Source organism: Streptomyces tubercidicus (assembly GCF_027497495.1).
GTDB lineage: Bacteria > Actinomycetota > Actinomycetes > Streptomycetales > Streptomycetaceae > Streptomyces > Streptomyces tubercidicus.
This window is the reverse complement of sequence record NZ_CP114205.1, coordinates 8,188,492-8,205,724: the sequence shown is the minus strand read 5'-3', so window position 1 is coordinate 8,205,724 and position 17,233 is coordinate 8,188,492. Positions and strand designations below refer to the sequence as shown.

At 67.2% G+C, this 17,233-nt stretch carries 12 protein-coding genes; 2 read left to right on the top strand and 10 right to left on the bottom strand.

Annotated elements, in window-relative coordinates:
• Positions 1-142: 142 nt before the first annotated feature.
• The 4 genes from STRTU_RS35555 to STRTU_RS35540 form a co-directional block, all read right to left on the bottom strand.
• Complete coding sequence (locus tag STRTU_RS35555; protein WP_159749543.1) at positions 143-3,628, bottom strand: response regulator; 3,486 nt, start codon at positions 3,626-3,628, stop codon at positions 143-145.
• Positions 3,629-3,644: 16 nt separating this feature from the next.
• The gene (locus STRTU_RS35550) at positions 3,645-4,040 is read right to left on the bottom strand and encodes an Hpt domain-containing protein (protein ID WP_159749541.1); all 396 of its coding nucleotides are present in this window, start codon (positions 4,038-4,040) and stop codon (positions 3,645-3,647) included.
• A 213-nt stretch (positions 4,041-4,253) separates the two neighbouring features.
• Positions 4,254-4,820, bottom strand: coding sequence for a response regulator (locus STRTU_RS35545; RefSeq protein ID WP_159749539.1), 567 nt, complete (start codon positions 4,818-4,820; stop codon positions 4,254-4,256).
• A 45-nt stretch (positions 4,821-4,865) separates the two neighbouring features.
• Complete coding sequence (locus STRTU_RS35540; RefSeq protein WP_159749537.1) at positions 4,866-7,781, bottom strand: ATP-binding protein; 2,916 nt, start codon at positions 7,779-7,781, stop codon at positions 4,866-4,868.
• A gap of 542 nt (positions 7,782-8,323) precedes the next feature.
• Here STRTU_RS35540 and STRTU_RS35535 point away from each other — a divergent pair.
• Positions 8,324-8,698, top strand: coding sequence for a recombinase family protein (locus tag STRTU_RS35535; protein WP_159749535.1), 375 nt, complete (start codon positions 8,324-8,326; stop codon positions 8,696-8,698).
• Positions 8,699-9,055: 357 nt separating this feature from the next.
• Here STRTU_RS35535 and STRTU_RS35530 read toward each other — a convergent pair whose 3' ends face one another.
• Complete coding sequence (locus tag STRTU_RS35530; protein WP_159749533.1) at positions 9,056-10,618, bottom strand: alkaline phosphatase D family protein; 1,563 nt, start codon at positions 10,616-10,618, stop codon at positions 9,056-9,058.
• A 622-nt stretch (positions 10,619-11,240) separates the two neighbouring features.
• On the opposite strand from STRTU_RS35530, the gene STRTU_RS35525 reads away from it, so the two are divergent.
• A complete protein-coding gene (locus tag STRTU_RS35525; RefSeq protein ID WP_159749531.1) occupies positions 11,241-12,914 on the top strand; it encodes a tetratricopeptide repeat protein in 1,674 nt (557 codons plus the stop codon).
• A gap of 260 nt (positions 12,915-13,174) precedes the next feature.
• On the opposite strand, the gene STRTU_RS35520 is transcribed toward STRTU_RS35525, so the two are convergent.
• The 5 genes from STRTU_RS35520 to STRTU_RS35495 all read right to left on the bottom strand — a co-directional run bounded on the left by STRTU_RS35520 (position 13,175) and on the right by STRTU_RS35495 (position 17,230).
• On the bottom strand, positions 13,175-13,678 hold the full coding sequence (locus STRTU_RS35520; RefSeq protein ID WP_159749529.1) for a lamin tail domain-containing protein: 504 nt from the start codon (positions 13,676-13,678) through the stop codon (positions 13,175-13,177).
• 267 nt (positions 13,679-13,945) lie between these two features.
• Entirely contained in the window at positions 13,946-15,325 is a 1,380-nt protein-coding gene (locus STRTU_RS35515) for a cytochrome P450 (protein WP_159749527.1), read from the bottom strand.
• Between the two features lie 138 nt (positions 15,326-15,463).
• On the bottom strand, positions 15,464-16,549 hold the full coding sequence (locus STRTU_RS35505; protein ID WP_159749525.1) for a hypothetical protein: 1,086 nt from the start codon (positions 16,547-16,549) through the stop codon (positions 15,464-15,466).
• A 148-nt stretch (positions 16,550-16,697) separates the two neighbouring features.
• Positions 16,698-16,940 (bottom strand): gas vesicle protein K, encoded by a 243-nt coding sequence (locus tag STRTU_RS35500; protein WP_246241715.1) that lies wholly within the window; start codon positions 16,938-16,940, stop codon positions 16,698-16,700.
• Positions 16,941-16,990: 50 nt separating this feature from the next.
• Complete coding sequence (locus STRTU_RS35495) at positions 16,991-17,230, bottom strand: gas vesicle protein (RefSeq protein ID WP_159749521.1); 240 nt, start codon at positions 17,228-17,230, stop codon at positions 16,991-16,993.
• Positions 17,231-17,233: the final 3 nt, after the last annotated feature.

Genomic DNA, 17,233 nt, shown 5'->3' with positions numbered 1-17,233 from the left:
TGAGCCCGGTGCCATTTGCCGATTCCCAGGGTATCCAACCGGTGACCTGTGCAACGGGTCGGCGGGCTTCCCTGGCGTGCTTGTTCCCGGTAGCGGGTGAGGTGTCGAGTCCTTGATCGGTGGACGGCGCCTGGCCATTCTTCTATCCGTCTGCGTGAGGATCATCGGGGGCACCTGATACCAGGGGGGTGCAGTTGTCCAGTACGGCTCTCAGGTCATTCAGATGGAGTGGCTTGCTGATGAAGTCATCCATTCCTGCGGCCAGGCAGGCCTCGTAGTCTTCGGCCATTGCGCTAGCTGTCAGTGCCACGATTCTGGGGCGTCGATGCGTGGGAAATTCCTGATGGATCTTCCTGGCTGCTTCGAGTCCACTCATCATTGGCATGTGGACGTCCATGAGGACCACGTCGTATTTCTTCTTTCGGAGAGCGTTCACAGCGTCGACACCGTTTTCAACGGCGTCGGCGGTGTACCCGAGTTTCTGTAGCATGCGCAGGGCCAGCTGGCGGTTAACGCTGTTGTCCTCCGCCAGCAGGATCCGCAGCGCGGCCATCCCCGAGTGTGCCTGCTGCGTCGGCTGGGGCGATGCGGGAGAGGAAGCCTGCTTTTCCAAGAGAATGTGACACAGGTCGGCATGCAGCAGCGCCGCTTTGACGGGCTTGGTGTGGTGGGCAAAGAACATGGCCATGTCCTCGGCGCTCGCATCCGGCTCGCCCGGGGAGGTCATCAGCATCAACGGCAAGGCCTTGGCATCCCGGTAGCGGCGGATCTGGCGCGCGAGCACAACACCGTCCGTATCGGGCATCTGCATGTTCAGGATCGCGACGTCGAATGGATCCCCCCTGCTGATCCATTGGGCGGCCTCGTATGGGAATCCGGTCTCACGCACCCGCATGCCCCAGGTTTCCGCCTGACGAGTGAGGATCATACGGTCGGTGGGGTTGCCGTCAACGATCAGAAGCCGTTTAGCGGTGAGTTGGATTGTGCCCTTGGCGTCCTGGCGGCGCATCTCCTCAGGAACTTCCCGGGTACGGATGGTGAAGTGGAACTTCGACCCCTTGCCCACTTCGCTCTCGGCCCAGATCGAACCTCCCATGAGCTCGGCCAGCCGTCGGCTGATGGCCAGTCCCAGCCCCGTGCCACCAAACCTGCGGGTGGTGGAGCTGTCCAGCTGTTCAAATGGCTGGAAGAGATTTTCGATGCGGTCCGGCGGTATTCCGATGCCGGTGTCACGTACGGTGAAGTGCAAGAGGAATTCATTGCGGCCGGAGGTGCCGTTGCCGCTGTGCTTGGCCGAGAAATACCGGACGTACAGCACAACCTCTCCCGACTGGGTGAATTTTACTGCATTATCGAGCAGGTTGATCAGGATTTGACGGATGCGCACGCCGTCCCCCAACACCTCATCCGGCAGACGAGGATCGATGACGTGCCTCAGTTCCAGGTTTTCCTTTTCGTCCGCGCGCGTCATGATGACATCGAAAGCGGATTCAACGCATTCACCCAGGTTCAAGGGAATGTCTTCCAGGTCGAATTTCCCCGCCTCGAACTTGGAGAAGTCAAGGATATCGTTGGTGATCGCCAGCAGATTGTCTGCGCTGTTACGGACGATCTCCGCGAAGTTGTGTTGCTCTGCGGTGAGGGGAGTGTCAAGCAGGAGTTCCGTCATTCCGATGACCGCGTTCATTGGAGTTCTGATTTCGTGGCTCATCGTCGCCAGAAAAGCACTCTTGGCACGGTTGGCTGATTGGGCAGCCTCCATGGACAGACGAAGCGCAACAGCTCGCTGCCGTTCTTCCACACGTCCCAGCTGTGTGGTGAGATTGGCGATCAGAGTCCGGGTGGAGTCGCTGAGAGGTGAGGCCTCGGTAGTGAAGAATTCCAGGACAACGGCCACTTCGTTGTCCGTCATCACCGGGAATGCTATGGCACCTGCGATGCAAGGCTCCTCGGCAGCTCCGAATGTGATGCCATTCTCTGTAGCGCCGGGCTGAGGACACACAGGTTCACGCAAGGCAAGCGCAGCCCGCGCGGCCGACGAGGGCCCGGCAGTGAACCGATGCCGCTGCGTAGCGGCTACGGCTTGTTCTTCCACGTACTGACCCACAGGAGGACCCAGTTCGGGGGTACTGTCCGCCCCTTTGGATACCACCGGGTACGCCTGCCCGACAGGCCAGCCCATGTGACGGCAGACCAGCCTCAACACCGTCGACAGCGCCTCGTCCCTGTTGGTCGCCTCATTGGCCGCGGCGGACACGGCCTGGAGGAGACTCAGGGAATCAGTACGCCGTTTCAGTTCGGCTGTGCGATGGCGGACCTGCTGTTCGACGGCTTCGTAGCTTTCCTGGAGACGGTCGGCCATTGTGTTGAATGCGATTGCCATTTCGCCGATCTCGTCCTGGGTGCTTACTCCGGCCCGCCGTGTCAGGTCGCCTTCAGCGAGGATGTGCGAGGCCCTGGCCACCTCAGACACATTGCGGGTGATGCGCCGGGACATGAGTGCCGCGATCGTCGCTGTTGTGGCCATTGCCGCGCCGATGGCTCCGAACGCAATCGCCCGGCGTTCCGTGAAACCGTCCAGCCGGGCCCGCAGCATCACGTCTTCCTGGTCGAACATGGCTCGCCATAGCGACGAGTTCGCCCGTGAAGCCCGAGAAGCCAATGTCGCATACCGGTCGGCTGTCACCGACGGGCTCACGGGGCGAACGGCTTGGTCAGCTGTTGCGCTGTTCAGCGCACCCGTACTCTGTTCCGCACTGCGCAGCAGTGGGGCCAGGACAGGCCGAAGCTGCTTGTTGTGATTGAACGCACCAGTGCTTTCAAAGGCTCGGTCGAGCTGTCTGCGTAGTTCGGTGGTGTCCTGGGCCAGGAATCCCGCTGTCTGTGTGAGTTCTCTCCGGTCGGCCGAGTTGAGGGAACCGTCACGCAGCCGCGCATCTACGGTGTCGCCGAGGGTGGAAATCCGTTCCATCAGTCTGGGCCCGGTGAGGAGCAGACCCGCCATGGTGTAGTAGGTGTCCAAATCCGGGTCGAGAATGATCTTGGACGTGTCGCCTACGTAGGAGAACTGCTGCAGCAGGTGGGAAATGAGCCGGGTGTCGGCCGCGGCCGCGGTCCGCGGCGAGTGGGTGGCCTTGATCTTGGCCCACTGGTCGGCCATGGCCGACGGTAGCTGTGCCGTCCGGCCGGCACCGGCCATCTCGCCGTGCGTGGTATGCAGACGCTTCCCCAACCGATGGTTCACGGCAGCCATGTCGGAGAACAGCACGTCGATCCGCTTTTCCAGCAGCTGTGCCTGATGCGCGGCTGACGGTTCCTCTGTGGCACGACGAGACAGCGTCCGGTGCTGCAATACGTTTTCGATCAGAGCACTCAGGGGGCGCAGGTACTGCGTCCCCGCCATTTCATCGCGGACAAAATTGATCCCTGAGTTCTGCTGATTCAGGAGGAAGAAAGTTGCGAGTATCAGAGGGAGCATAAACGCCACCCAGATAGCAGCGAGTTTATGCCATATCCGTGGCCTGATCCGTCGCCGTCTCTCTTCGCGCGGCATCTCGTGCGTTTCCCGCGGGTGCGCCCCGGGTTCATCCGGGCCCTCGCCGGTCACCGCGGCGTGGCGGCGCTTCATCGCCTTCCTCCCGCGATCAGCTTTCCCGTGGCCGGCTGCTGTGCGCCGTCACGGGGGCAAGCTCCTGCCGAAGGTCTGCCATAGCCTGTCGAGCATGCCGGTAGGCGGTTTCGGTGTCCTTTGCGGCCGACGTCGTGCCCTCGGACAGTTCGCCGTGTGCTGAGAGTTTCTCCAGCTCCTGGCACAACGGCCCCAGCTGCTCCAGCCCGAAAGTCTTGCTGAGCGATTTCAGAGTGTGCGCCGCACGGTGTACCTGCTCTGTCTCGTTGTCCTGGATCCCCTGGTGGATCTGGTCGACCAGTTGGGGAGAGTCTTCCAAGAACGTGTTGACGAGCTCTATGACGAACGGGGCTTCGAGCGAGTCCACCAGCTCCTGCACGACCTGCGGATTCAGCACGGGTGTGGTTGGCATGCTTTGGTCCTCCGATCAGACTGCCGCCCTGGTAGTGGCAGGGCACTCTTAGGACCGGCAGGTGGCGCTTAAGGCGTTACCGGGCTTGATCGGTTCATTTCGGGGCCTCTTCTCGTCATGCATACGGGGAATCACTGAGCGCGGACGCCGGGGTCCGGCCTGTGGATCACCGGCCTGGTGCCATCGGGCCTGAACCGCACGTCAAAGGCTCGGTCAAGGGTGACTGCGTCGGCTCACGGCCGGGATGATGCGTTGCACAGCTCGGGCGCATTCGCCCAGGCGGTCGTCGCGGCCGGCGATGGAGCGGAGCGGCTCGGGGTCGAATGCGTCGTTCTCGCTATTGAGGGCTTCGATCAGGACACCGAGATGGGTGTCGCAGTCCTCCTCCATGTCCATGAGGCGTTTGCGGAGCAGGATGCCGTTGATGCGGGCCATGAGGAGGAGGGAATTGAGAGGTTTGGGGAGGTAGTCCTCTGCTCCGAGTTCGAGGCATCGGACGACGCTGTCCATGTCGTCGAGCTGGGAGATCATGACGACCGGTGTGTCGCGGAGGGCGGGATCGCTTTTCATGAGTTCAAGCGTGGTGTACCCGTCCATCTGCGGCATCAGGATGTCGAGCAGGACGATGTCAAAGGTTTCCGTGCGCATGATGCCGAGTGCCTGGTGTCCACTCTCGGCGGCCTCTGCATGGATTCCATTGATTTCCAGCCGGTAGGTCACCATCATGCGGTTCGTCCGGTCGTCGTCGACAACCAGCACGCGGCCTCGTTCCGGGGTCATGGTGTGAACTCCACTCCCAGACATTCAAGGACTTTCCAGGCTATTTCATGTGATCTCATGTGAACCCGGGCTGTGGTTGCGCTTCGGAGCAGACCCCACCTGGGCCGGGCCGGCGAGCTGCTCGGCCAGCTGGCGCCGGCTGCTGATGTCGAGTTTGCGATAGGAACTGGCCAGATGGGCCTCGACGGTCTTGTGCGTGACGAACAGGGTTTGGGCGATCTCGCGGTTGGATCTTCCAGCGGCGGCCAACTCCACGACGCGCCGTTCACTGGGGGTAAGGGCCTCGATTCCGACAGCAAGAGCGCTGCGGGGGCGGGCACCGCACGCCTTGAGCTCGGTGTTGATCTGTTGGACGAGCGGCTGTGCGCGGCAGCGAGAGGCAAGGTCGCAGGCCTCGTTCAGGACGCGCCGGGCGTCCGTGCGCCGGCCGGCGCGGCGTAGCAGAGCGCCATGTTCCGCGGTTGCCTTGGCGTGTTCCAGGCGGGCCGGCGAAAACCGGAGCCGGTCAACGGCCTGCTCAAGGAAGGCCATCCCTTTCTGGCCGCGGTGAACGAGTCCGGCGATGCGCAAGGCTCGTCCGCGGGCCAGCGGCGCGCCCCACTCGCGGGCCAGTCGCAGTTCTTCCAGAGCCAGCGACTGCGCTTCCTCTTCCCGGTCCAGCTGATGCAGACACAGCGCGGCCTCGGACTGCCACGGCAGGACCGCGGGGTTCTGCCCACCGGCCGCGACGAAGGCCTCTCCTGCGGCCAATACAGCCTCAAGGGCGTCTCCCGGCTTCGCCCGCAGGCGCAGCAGGCGGGCACGGCTCAGCAGCAGGTGATAGATGAGGCCGGTGAGAGGAAGCGCCTCGCCTTCCACAGCCCAGTCCAGCGCTTGCTCGGCTTGGTCCAGGCTGCCTCGCTCAATGAGGATGTCGGCCAGGAACGGGCCGAGGAGCAGGCGGTGCAGGCTGATGCCGGCAGTCTCGACAGCGTGAACGGCTTCGCGGGCATCGGCTTCCGCTTCGGTCAGGGTGCCCCTGGCCAACCGGGCCAGCGCGCGGTAGGTCAGGGCGGTAGTCAGGGTGCTGGTTGATCCTTCTTGGTAGGCCTGTGTCACTGCCTGGTCCAGGCTGGTGAGCGCTTCTGACCGGTCAGCGCAGATCAGCACCCACCACGCCAGGGCCAGTGATGTTGTGCCGATGGCCTGCTGGAGCAGTTCCCCGTCCTGTATGGCCCGCAGCGCCCGCGGAACAGCGCGGGGGTCGCCGACGACGGCATCGTGCCCGGCGATCACGCAATCCAGGAGTTTTCCTCCCAGGGAGGGCCCTGGCTCCAGCAGCCGCTGCTCACCCACCTCGCGCAGGATGTCCTGCCGGATGTCGGGGGCGGCCGGTTCGAAGAGGGGGACGGAGAGGATGTCGGCCTGCAGCCTGGCGGTGAGGTCCGGGGCATCGGGCGGCAGCTGGGCCAGGGCCTGGCGCCACACCTCCAGCGCTTCAGGAATGCGCTGGGACAGCAGCAGTCCGTTGCCCAGGAGGCTGGCGATCGCCGCGCGGTGACGGTCGTTGCCTGCCAGGGGCAGGGCTTGCCGCAGATAGCTCACGGAGGCATCGGTGTCAGTGAGCTGCAAGGTGCTCCCCAGCTGATGCAGGACCTCCAGGCGCTCGTTGGGGATCGACGCCTCGCTGAGGCCCCGCCGAAGGTAGGTCACGGCGGCATGAGGAGAACCCCGGCTGCGGGCATCGCGGGCGGCACGCAGCAGAATCGAGAGCAGCTCGGGCTCCCCGGCGGGCGGCACGCGCAGCACATGCGCGGCTGCCTTCTCCGCCTCGGCTCCGGTCCGGGAGAGCAGGTCGGCGGCTCGACGGTGTGCGGCACAGAGTTGCTCAGGGGCGATGGCCTGATAGATCGCGGCCTGGACCACAGGATGGGTGTAGCCGATCAGCTTGGACGGTCCCTGCCAGGATCCGGCACGGAGCAGCTCGATGCGCTGTAGGTCAGCCGTGGCTTGCATCGCCGCGCTCAAGGGCAGCTCCGCCAGTGCCGCGGCCTGCTCCAGGGGAACGTCTCCCCCCAGAATGGCCACCGCTTGGGCAAGCGCCAGGTCCTGGGCCGGGAGGCGATGAATCCACAACGACACCCAGCGGGCGACAGCGCGCGGCCCCAGAGTGGTGACCTGCGTGGCATTCGCCGCTCGCGGCGCGACATGCTCGGCCAGCAAGGTGGCAGCCGTCTCCTTGAGCAGCAGGGGGTTTCCCCCTGTGGCGCTGTAGCAGGCGGCCAGGAAGGCATCCTGCACATGCTCTCCTGGCGCGGCCCTGGCGAACTCCTCTCGCACCAGGCTGGAGGCAGCCGCTGCGCTCAGCGCCTTCGGGCGCAGCACCTGGCAGGTGGGGTCGGTGATCATCCGATCCAGCAGGTGCCGGTCTGCTGCGGGCACGTTGGGGCGCAGGGCCACGACGATGCAGAGCCTGAGGGTTTCCAGTCGTGGCAGCAGGTGGATGAAGAACCGCAGCGAGGCGACGTCCGCCCAGTGAACATCGTCCACCACCAGCACCAAGGGTCGCTGGTCGCACAGGTTGCAAGTGAGCCACAGCAGTCCGTGACGGACGGCAAAGTCACGCTCGGCGATGGTGCCGTCAGCGGTGACCGGTCCGAAGACGGGAGCGGCCTGGCCGGCCGCACCGGATAGCAGCTGTTCGCGTCGCTCAGGAGTTTCGGCGGCCAGCAGCGGCTCGAACAGCTGTCGCACGACACTGAAGGAGAACTCTCGCTCCAGTTCGACACCGCGGGCGGTAGCCACACAGAACGTGGGCGGCGCAGCGATCGTGCGGATCTGAGCGAGCAGGCTGCTCTTGCCGACGCCCGCCGGCCCTTCGACGGCAGCGAGTCCCCCTCGTCCGGCCTGGGCCCGTGTGACCAGGCCGGTGAGAGCGCTGATCTCGGTGTCGCGCTCGTACAGAGCGCCGGTCCGCTCCACGCTCCCAGTATGCGCCGGGGCCAGAGACCGGGACCCGCTTCCCGCTCCGCCCCCTTCCCGGCTGCCGACCCGCCGGCAGCCGGTTACGGTGCGCGGGGGCCGCGGCGATGTTGGGGGCGAAGGCCGGCGGATGGCGTGGGGCGAATGCTAGGGGGTTTCCCTAGTGTCCCGAGTGCGTGCAGCGCCTAGAACGGATCACATAACACCATCCGCCCCGATGGGACGACCATCATGAACGGCCTCTCGCACCCCAGCCCTCCGTCCTCACTGGAGATCCAGCACCGCCCCCGGACGTTGCCCAGGAGCACTGTCAGCCGGCGGTCGTGCACCACGATGCGTACCCGAGATCCTCGACGCCGTACTGGCGGTCTCAGAACTGGTCACCAACGCGGCACATTCTCCCCGGTGAGGTCCGGATCGCGCCCTCCCCTTGGGAACCGGAAACCTGAAATCCTCCTCCCTCAAGGGCGGGAATATGCAAAATCGCTCAGATCTCACTTCGGGCAGTTTTCACCTCTCTGCGAATAGTAGGTATGAGGGTCATGAAATTCACCGCAGCCAATGGCTCTGCTCCCAGGGTGGCGATGTATCTGCGTTGCTACCCCGGCGACATATGGCAGCTGGCCACCCATCAGGACGCCCTGGCCGACTATGCAAGACAACTGGGAGTGCCTGAGCCGATCGTTTTCATGGACAACGGTTTCAGCTCCCGGGTGCCACGCCCTGCTCTGGGAAGCCTGGTCAGCAGTGTGGAGTCCGGTGTCTACGACGTGGTGCTTGTGGTCGGCCTGTTCGCGTTCTCCCTCGACGGTTGCAGCGCCTGCGAGGTGGTCCAGCGTCTGCAGGGTGCCGGCTGCAAGGTGGTGGAGATACCGTCGCCCCACTCGCCGCAGCCAGCTGATACCCGCGCTGCCTGAATCAGGCCCGGCGCGGAGGGAAGGGGTTGGCCCGACAATCTCGTTGGCCAACGGTCGCACGACGGTGGTCCGTATGACGCGTCGCGAAGCCGTCGCAGTCGGCCTGTGGGCCGTCTCCGGCTGGATCCGCTCCGGCAAGGCCGGTTCCTATGCCTGTGTGCCGGGCCGGCGACACCGCTGGGCGCCCCCGGCCCGGGGAACGGCTTGTGAATCGAAGTCGGCATCGGCGAAGGCGCGCCGGAGAGCGTCCCTCCCCCACGTCGCCAGACCATCCTTCTTGACGCGGCGGTCTACGGTGCCGGTGTGAGCGTCACCGCACGTCCCGGCCGGCGGGGCCGTCCTGCTCCGGTGGACTCCTCAGCGCTGCGGGTCGATTCCCACGGAGTAGAGCACCTTCCCGTCGATGTCGCGCAGCCGTACGGTCATGACCTCGGACGAGCCGTCGATGTCGACCTCGCCGAAGTACTGGTGGCCGTACGCCGGGTTGTTGTGCTCCGTGTCCGGGGCGAGGGACTGGAAGCGGACCTGAGGGCCGAATGTGCCGTCGAGCCTGTTGGGCTCGTTGGCGACGATGGCGTTGAGCGGACCGGAGACGAACTCCCAGAACGGCGTGAAGTCCTGGAAGGCCGCCTTGTCCGGGTCGTAGTAGTGGGCGGCGGTGTAGTGCACGTCCGCGGTGAGCCAGACGGTGTTGGCGATGTGCCGCCGGTGGATGAAGGACAGGACCCGGGCGATCTCCCCCTCGCGGCCCAGCGGAGCGCCGCCATCGCCCTGCGCTATCGCCTCCAGCGCGGCGCCGTCCGGTACCACGAGCGCCAGCGGCATGTCTGCGGCGATCACCTTCCAGGTCGCCCGCGAGGCCGCCAGCTCGCGCTCAAGCCATGCGGCCTGCTTCGCCCCCAGGATCCCGCTGTCCGTGGCGGGCCCGGTGTTCGCGCTGTTGGCGTCCCGGTAGGTGCGCATGTCGAGTACGAAGACGTCGAGGAGCGGCCCGTAGCGGATGACGCGGTGGACGCGGCCGTCGCCGCTGGGAGCCGTCCCGATCGGCAGGTACTCGAAAAGTGCCTGCCGGGCGCGGGCGGCGAGGACGTCCACGCGCCGCTCGGTGTAGCGGGTGTCGGTGAGCACTTCGCCCGGATACCAGTTGTTGAGGACCTCGTGGTCGTCCCACTGGTTGATCTGCGGGACGGCCGCGGCGAAGGCGCGGAGGTTCTCGTCCATGAGGTTGTACTTGTGCTGGCCGCGGAACTCGGCCAGGGTCTCGGCGACCTTGGACTTCTCCGGGGTCACCAGATTGCGCCAGATACGGCCGTCCGGGAGGGGTCGGGTCTCGGGGATCACGCCGTCGGCATACCAGAAGTCGCCGCTGCACAGGAAGAAGTCCGGGTCGCGCTCCGCCATGGCCCGGAAGATCCGGTAGCCGCCCGCCTCCGGGTTGATGCCCCAGCCCTGGCCCGCCAGATCGGCGGACCAGACGAAGCGCACATCGTCGCGGATCGCGGGCGCCGTGTGCAGCCGGCCGGTAGCGGGCTCACCCACGAGTGAGGCGTCGCCGGGGTCGGCGAGCCGCACCCGGTAGTGGACGTCGCTCCCGGCGGGCAGCCCGGACAGCTTGACCTTGCCGGTGAAGTCGGTCTCGGCCGTGAGGACGGGGCCGGGTATGGTCACCGACCGCGCGAAGTCGGGGCGGGTGCTTATCTCGACCGCCATCCGGGCGGGCCGGTCGGCCCGGGTCCAGACGACGCCGCCGTGCGCGGTGACGTCGCCGGTCTGCACGCCGTGGGTGAGGGCGGGGCGCCCGCTCCGTACGAGGGCCGGCGCGGCGAGAGCGGGTCCGGCGCTCGCGAGGGCAGTGGGCAGGGCGGCTCCGGCGCCCAACAAAAGGCCGGATCGCAGGAGTTGGCGTCGCTGGATTGCCATGGTCAGTGCTCCCTGGGTGGCTCGACGGCACGCATATCTGCACGACTCGGCATGTCTACTCACCCGCGGGAGCCGACGCCCCTCCGCTCGGTGAATGGGCGGGGACGCCGGGCCTAACTAACCCAAGGCACACGAAGAAACGGACAGCGGCTCCCGAAACGCCCTCTCAGAGGCTCTCAGGGCCTGGTGCGCGGGCGTCCGATGGTGCTGGTCCACTGCGTACTTCCGGCGGACATGATGGGCGCCGTGCCCCATAAACCAGGCCGCCGGCGACCCTGATGCGGTCGACCGTGTCGGTGAGGGGGCTGTCGGCGTCGATTCTTGTCTCGATGCCGCCTGGCGGAGATCGAGCGGCCTGTACCAGTCGCGCGACTGCGGACTCGCCTACCTCGTCAGCGATCGGCTTGGGCGTGGCGGGCGAGGTGGAACCGGCGGCCGGTTGCATTCTGGCGGCGTTCCTCGGCGTGGCACCCGAGCAGTACCCGGGCGCCGGCCACCGCCGGGTTACGGTCGAAATGACTCCCCGGGAGCGGTCCGCCAGGAGCAGGCGGACCTCGTCGCGGCGGCGCAGCGACATTCGTCCATCCGGGGCACCTTGGTCCTCCCTTTGCAGGAGATCCTCATGGACTACTTCGACCTCGGGACCTTCACCCGGCCCGTATCGACACGTTCGCCGGAGGCACAGCTCTGGTTCGACCGTGGCCTCGTATGGAGCTACGCGTTCAACCACGAAGAGGCGGTCATCTGCTTCGAAGCGGCGGCAGCGGCGGATCCCGGCTGCGCCATGGCGTACTGGGGCATCGCGTATGCCCTGGGCCCCAACTACAACAAGCCCTGGGATTTCTTCGACGACGCCGATCTGGAGCGCTCGGTGGAACGGGCGCACGCCGCCGTCGAACGGGCCCATGCACTGTCCGACGGGGCCACGCCGATTGAGCGCGCGCTCATTGAGGCACTGCGCGAGCGCTACCCCGCCTCACACGCCGCGGAGGACTGTTCCCTCTGGAACGAGCCCTACGCCGAGGCCATGCGCGCCGTATACGAACTCGCTCCCGACGACCTGGACGTCGCCACCCTCTACGCGGACGCGTTGATGAACCTCACCCCGTGGCAGCTGTGGGACCTGCGCACGGGCGAGCCTGCCGTCCGCGCGCGCACGCTGGAGGCCAAGGCCGTCCTCGACCGCGCGTTGCTGACCGCGACCGGCAGCGATCATCCGGGCACGCTCCACATGTACATCCACCTCATGGAGATGTCGCCGACGCCGGAGAAGGCTCTTTCGGTCGCCGACCGACTGCGAGGACTGGTCCCGGACGGGGGCCACCTGCACCACATGCCCTCACATCTCGACGTGCTGTGCGGGGACTACCGACGGGTCGTATCGGGCAACAGCGACGCGATCAGGGCCGACGAGAGGTACCTGCGGCGAGCCGGCGCGATGAACTTCTACACGCTGTACCGCTCGCACAACTACCACTTCAAGATCTACGGCGCGATGTTCCTCGGCCAGTCGAGGACGGCCCTGGAGACTGCCGCGCAACTTGAGGCGTCCATCCCCGAGGAGCTGCTGCGCGTGGAGAGCCCGCCCATGGCCGACTGGCTGGAGGGCTTCCTCGCCATGCGGGTGCACGTGCTGATCCGCTTCGGCCGGTGGACAGACATCCTCGCGCTGCCGATGCCCTCCGACCCGGGGCTGTACTGCGTCACCACGGCAATGCTGCATTACGCGCGCGCAGTGGCGTACTCCGCCACGGGGGCGACCGACGAGGCCGAGGCCGAACGCGAACTGTTCCGCCGCACGGCCGAACGGGTTCCCGAGACGCGGATGCTGTTCAACAACACGTGCCGGGACATCCTGGCGATCGCCTCCGCCATGCTCGACGGCGAACTCGACTACCGCAAGGGCGAGTACGACGCGGCGTTCGCCGCCCTGGAGCGCTCCATCGAGCTCGACGACAACCTGCCCTACGACGAACCGTGGGGCTGGATGCAGCCGACCCGTCACGCCTACGGGGCGCTCCTGCTGGAACAGGGCCGGGTCGAAGAGGCCGAGGCCGTCTACCGGGCCGACCTCGGACTCGACAACACCCTGCCCAGGCCCTTGCAGCATCCAGGAAACGTCTGGGCCCTCCACGGCTTCCACGAATGCCTCGTGCAGCTCGGCAAGACGGGGGAAGCCCGCATCGTCGCCCAGCAACTCACCGTGGCCACCGCACTCGCGGACGTCCCCGTCGAGGCGTCGTGCTTCTGCCGCCTCGACACCGCGGGCGCGAAGAGCGGCTGCATCTCCGACTGAAGAGCCGATGGGCCTGGGCAACGGGGGTTTTCCCGAACCGGTGATGCCGTCGCACCGCCGGCCCCGGACGGGAACTGACCACCTGCCCATCATCGGCACCCGCTCAAACGGCCTCAGACACCACGTCGGCCTGCCCCAGCCTGGCCCGCGGGGACGTAACTCCGCGGCCCGGGGCCGGACATGGCAGTGCGCCGCAGACGCAGGACTGCGGCGCACCAGGGGCTGGTGGGAGTGACCACGTCTCACCAGCGGCTCATCATTCAGTGGCTGTGGCCCCAGTGACCGTGGTGACCGCCGTGGCGGCCCCAGCTTTCGACGTCGACGATGCGGCGGTGGTCGTTGCGCAGTGTGGCGGTGTCATTGTTGTCCCACACGTAGGTGCGGCGGTCCTGGTAGAGGTCCCAGCGGTTGTCGCGTCCGATGCCGGTGTGGACACGGACCTGGCTGTGGCCCTTCAGGCGCACATTGCCGAAGCGGTAGGTCTGCCCCGAGCGGTCGGACAGGGTCCATCCGCGGAGGTTGACCGGGCGGTGACCAGTGTTCTTGACCGTCACATATTCCGCGTTCAGGCTCCGGTTGGAGCGGTCATCGCGCCCGGGGCTGTCGTACTGGATCGCCCCGAGACTCACCGCCGAGCGGTGGTGGTGGTGCGGGGCCGGAGTGTGGTGGCCGTGGCCGGCCGCGGCGGCCGGGAGAACAGCGGTGGCCGCGAGAGCCGCAGAGCCGAGGACAGCGGCGGCGATACGTGAAGCGTTACGGGACACGAAAACCCCCTGGATACGGCGCCACGACAGGGCGCCGGAAACCGGATACCCGGCCGGTTTGACCGGGCTCCCACACAGTGACCGCCGGTCACGCCTTGGCGGAAGAAATCCGGTTTGGTGTTACAAAACACGGACATATACACAACCCCAGCAAGCCAGGCGCGCACTCCCCCGCGCCCACCAGCTCCAATGCGACGCCCCGTACATGCACCCAGACGCCCCATGGGGTTACCGCCGGTGCATCACCAGGGCGGGAACCCGGCCGACCTAACCGAACGACGACTCGTGACACGAGCCAGCGGGCCGGCTGCCGGCGTTGCCGCGGCGGCGACCCTGCCCAGCACGTGGGCACACCATCATCCGGATCCCGTCCCGTGCCCACAGCACGAACCGTTCCACCGGCGTCACTTCGTGCCCCGGTGCGGGCCGGAAGCGCAGGCGCTTGAGGAGGACGGCCAGGACAAGCTGGGCCTCGACCGTGGCCAAAGCGGCGCCCTCGCAGCTGCGTGGCCCGATCCCGAAGGGGACGTACGCGAGCCGCGGCCGCTTGGCCACCTCCTGCGGCGTGAACCGCTCGGGGTCGAACCGCTCCGGCTCGGGCCAGTGCTCAGGGTTCAGGTGCACCGCCCAGAACGGATAGAACACCGTCGTCCCGGCCGGGATCTCGTACGGGCCCAGAACCAGGTCCTCGGTCGTCTCGCGTGCGCCGTACGGGCCGGGCGGGAACAGGCGCATCGACTCCTTGAGCACCATGTCCAGATACGTGAGCCGCCGCAGATCACCGTAATCGGGCGTGGCGCGCTCGCCCAACACCTGGTCCAGTTCGGCGGCGACGCGATCGGCCGCTTCGGGATGGCGGCCCAGCAGGTGCAGCGTCCACGAGACGGCGACGCCGGTGGTGTGGTGGGCGGCGAGCAGCGTCACCATCACGGTGTCCCGGATCCGCGCCGGGCTCTGACCGGCCTCGACGAGCGCCCCGATCAGGTCGCCGCGGTCGGTATGGCCGCACGAACGGTGCGCCGCCACCACGCGGTCGACCGTCGCGCGCAGATAGGCAAGGGCCACCTCGGCCCGCTCCGCCGAGCGCGGGTCGGCCCGCGGCACCTGGTAGAGCCGCCCGAGGTGCTCGGTGAGCACCTCCTCGAACGCGGCGACGACACGGTCCGTGTCGGTTTCCGCGCCGCCGAGCGCGAACCCGCAGATCATACGGAGCGACAGCGCGGTCAACTCCTTTTGCAGCTCGACGGGTTCGCCATCGGCCTGCCCCGCCCATCGGTCCGCGAGCTCCCGCGCCGGCTCGGTGAAGCGCGCGAAGTGCCGCTCGTGAGCCGGCCGTCCGGCAAGCACCGAGAGCAGTAGCCGGCGCCAGGGGGTGTGCTCGTCGGCGGGTAGCACTTGCAGGTTGCCTGCCTCGCACAGCGGCTCCAGGAACGCGAACAGCTCCTCGGGCCGCTTGTCGATGTGCGCCGTGGCCTCCAGAAGCACGGGATCGGCGACCGACACGGCCGTGTCCGCGCCCGGCAGTTGGAAGCGCACGACGGGTCCGTGCGCCTCGTGCAGGCGTAACTGGTACCGGTGCAGCCCGTCCGCAGCCGCAATGGCGCTCAGCCCGCCGTCCTCCTGGTGCCCGGGTCCGGGGATACGCATATCGGTGCCTCCTGCTTGCCGACGTTCAGCATGCTGTTGTTGTTCACCTCGACGTCCGCCACCGAGGTCTGGCCCCGTTTCGCGGGTGCGAGGGCCGCTGAGCGCGGCGGGCCGCTCCCCTCGGTGGCGGGGCCGGACTCAGCGTGCGCCGTCCTGGACCGACCAGCGGTAGAGGGTGTTCCACTCCGCGGTCACCCAGGTTCCCTCGCCGAGGAGCCAGACGAAATCGACGTCGCGCATCGGGTAGGCGATCCGGCCGTGGAGTTCGCCGGTCTCCGGGTCGGCCAGCCAGTGGCTGTGCTCCTCCCAGATGTCCTCGCCGAACATGAGGACCCGGGCCTCGTCGTAGGAGTTGTGCAGGGCCACCAGGGCGGTGTCCGCGTCGACGTAGCCGCCTCGGCAGTCGATCCACGGCCGGTCATGGACCGAGCAGTCCCCCGTGCCGGCTGCGGGGAAGTCGCTCAACCGCAGTACCGCCGCCACTTCGAGGGACGGAAGCCGGTGCCAGCGCACGTCCTGGCCGCCCTCGTCGACGCTCATCTCCCCGGTGCCCGACGGGTTCGTGTGCAGGGCGACCCGGTTGGGCGGCCACGGCGGTCCGACAGCCGCCGTCATCTGGTCTCCGAGGGCGATATGGCCGCAGACCAGGGATGCCTGATGGTGCGTCGGATCCGCGCCGCCGCCGCGTGCGTACACACCCGTCAGATAGCCCTCGGATCCCCAGGTCAGCCCCACATACCGCTCTTGTCCGCCACAGGGAAGCATGGTGCACGCCAGCACGTTTCCCGCGGTGTCCAGCGCGGCAAAAAGGCTCTTGCCGACGGTGCCCGAAGGCAGCCGCAGCAGAACCTGGGTTTCCCGGTACGGTCCCGCCATGGCGAAGCCGACATGACCCCACCGGCTGGTGGACCAGCCACCGAACGGCTGCTGCCACATCCGGCTGCCGTCCCGGTGGACGGCCGTGTACGAGGTCTCGTCCTGGAAGACCACGAACGACAGATCCGGAGCAACCCAGTCCTCCACAGAGCTTCCCTGCGGAGTGGGCCGGGGGAACTCGGCGAGCAATTCGATGTCCCCGCCCAGCTCGTACACCCGCAGCGCGTCCGGCTCCTTGAGCAGCAGCCGCGGAATCGGCCCGCTCGGGTCGAACCGCCCTCTGTCCGGCAGCGCATGCCGGATCCCCGGGATCCGGTACTTCGCCACCAGGCGAGGAGTGATCGTCACGCTCTTTCCTCTCGTCGTCCGCCGCCAGGGCTGCCCCTGGTCACCATGGCGCGGACGCCTCCGAGTACGTCGGCGGTTCCCTGGCGCCACCCGCACGTCCACGGCGCCAACCTCGGGGTGGCCGCCGCCTATCGAGAGGTCGAGGGCATCAGGTGCGCGGCAGCAACGAGCCCAGCGGACCGAGGTCGAGGTTGAGGTCTTCCAGGCGCAGGCCGTGCTGATCGCAGAGTTCGGTCATCCGCTCTTCGAGGTGCATGAGCGTCTCCCCGATCCGGTCCACCTGTTCGTCGGTCAGGTCTCCCTGGTCCACCCGCCGGATCGCCTGTCGTTCCATCAGCTGCCGTAGCAGTTCCACGATGGTCAGCACCAGAGCGACCAGATCGCGGCCCATTTCGTCGCGGTCGATGTCGAAGCGGCTCTCCGCCCGGGTGTGCTCGTCCGTCACAGGGGGCCTCCGTCCGGCCAGGGGGCGGGAACTCGCTCGCTGACCGACGACAACAGCGCGTGGAGGGAGAGCCGCACCAAGGGAACCTCAGCGATGGCGATGACGAGGTCGCCGCTGACGACGACGCCCGTGGCGAGAAGGCGGTCCAGCAGGTCCACCAGCGGCACGCCGACGGGGCCGGACAGGGGGCCAGGGGTCTCCCAGGGAACGGGCTGATGGGGCGATGCCGCCGGCACGGG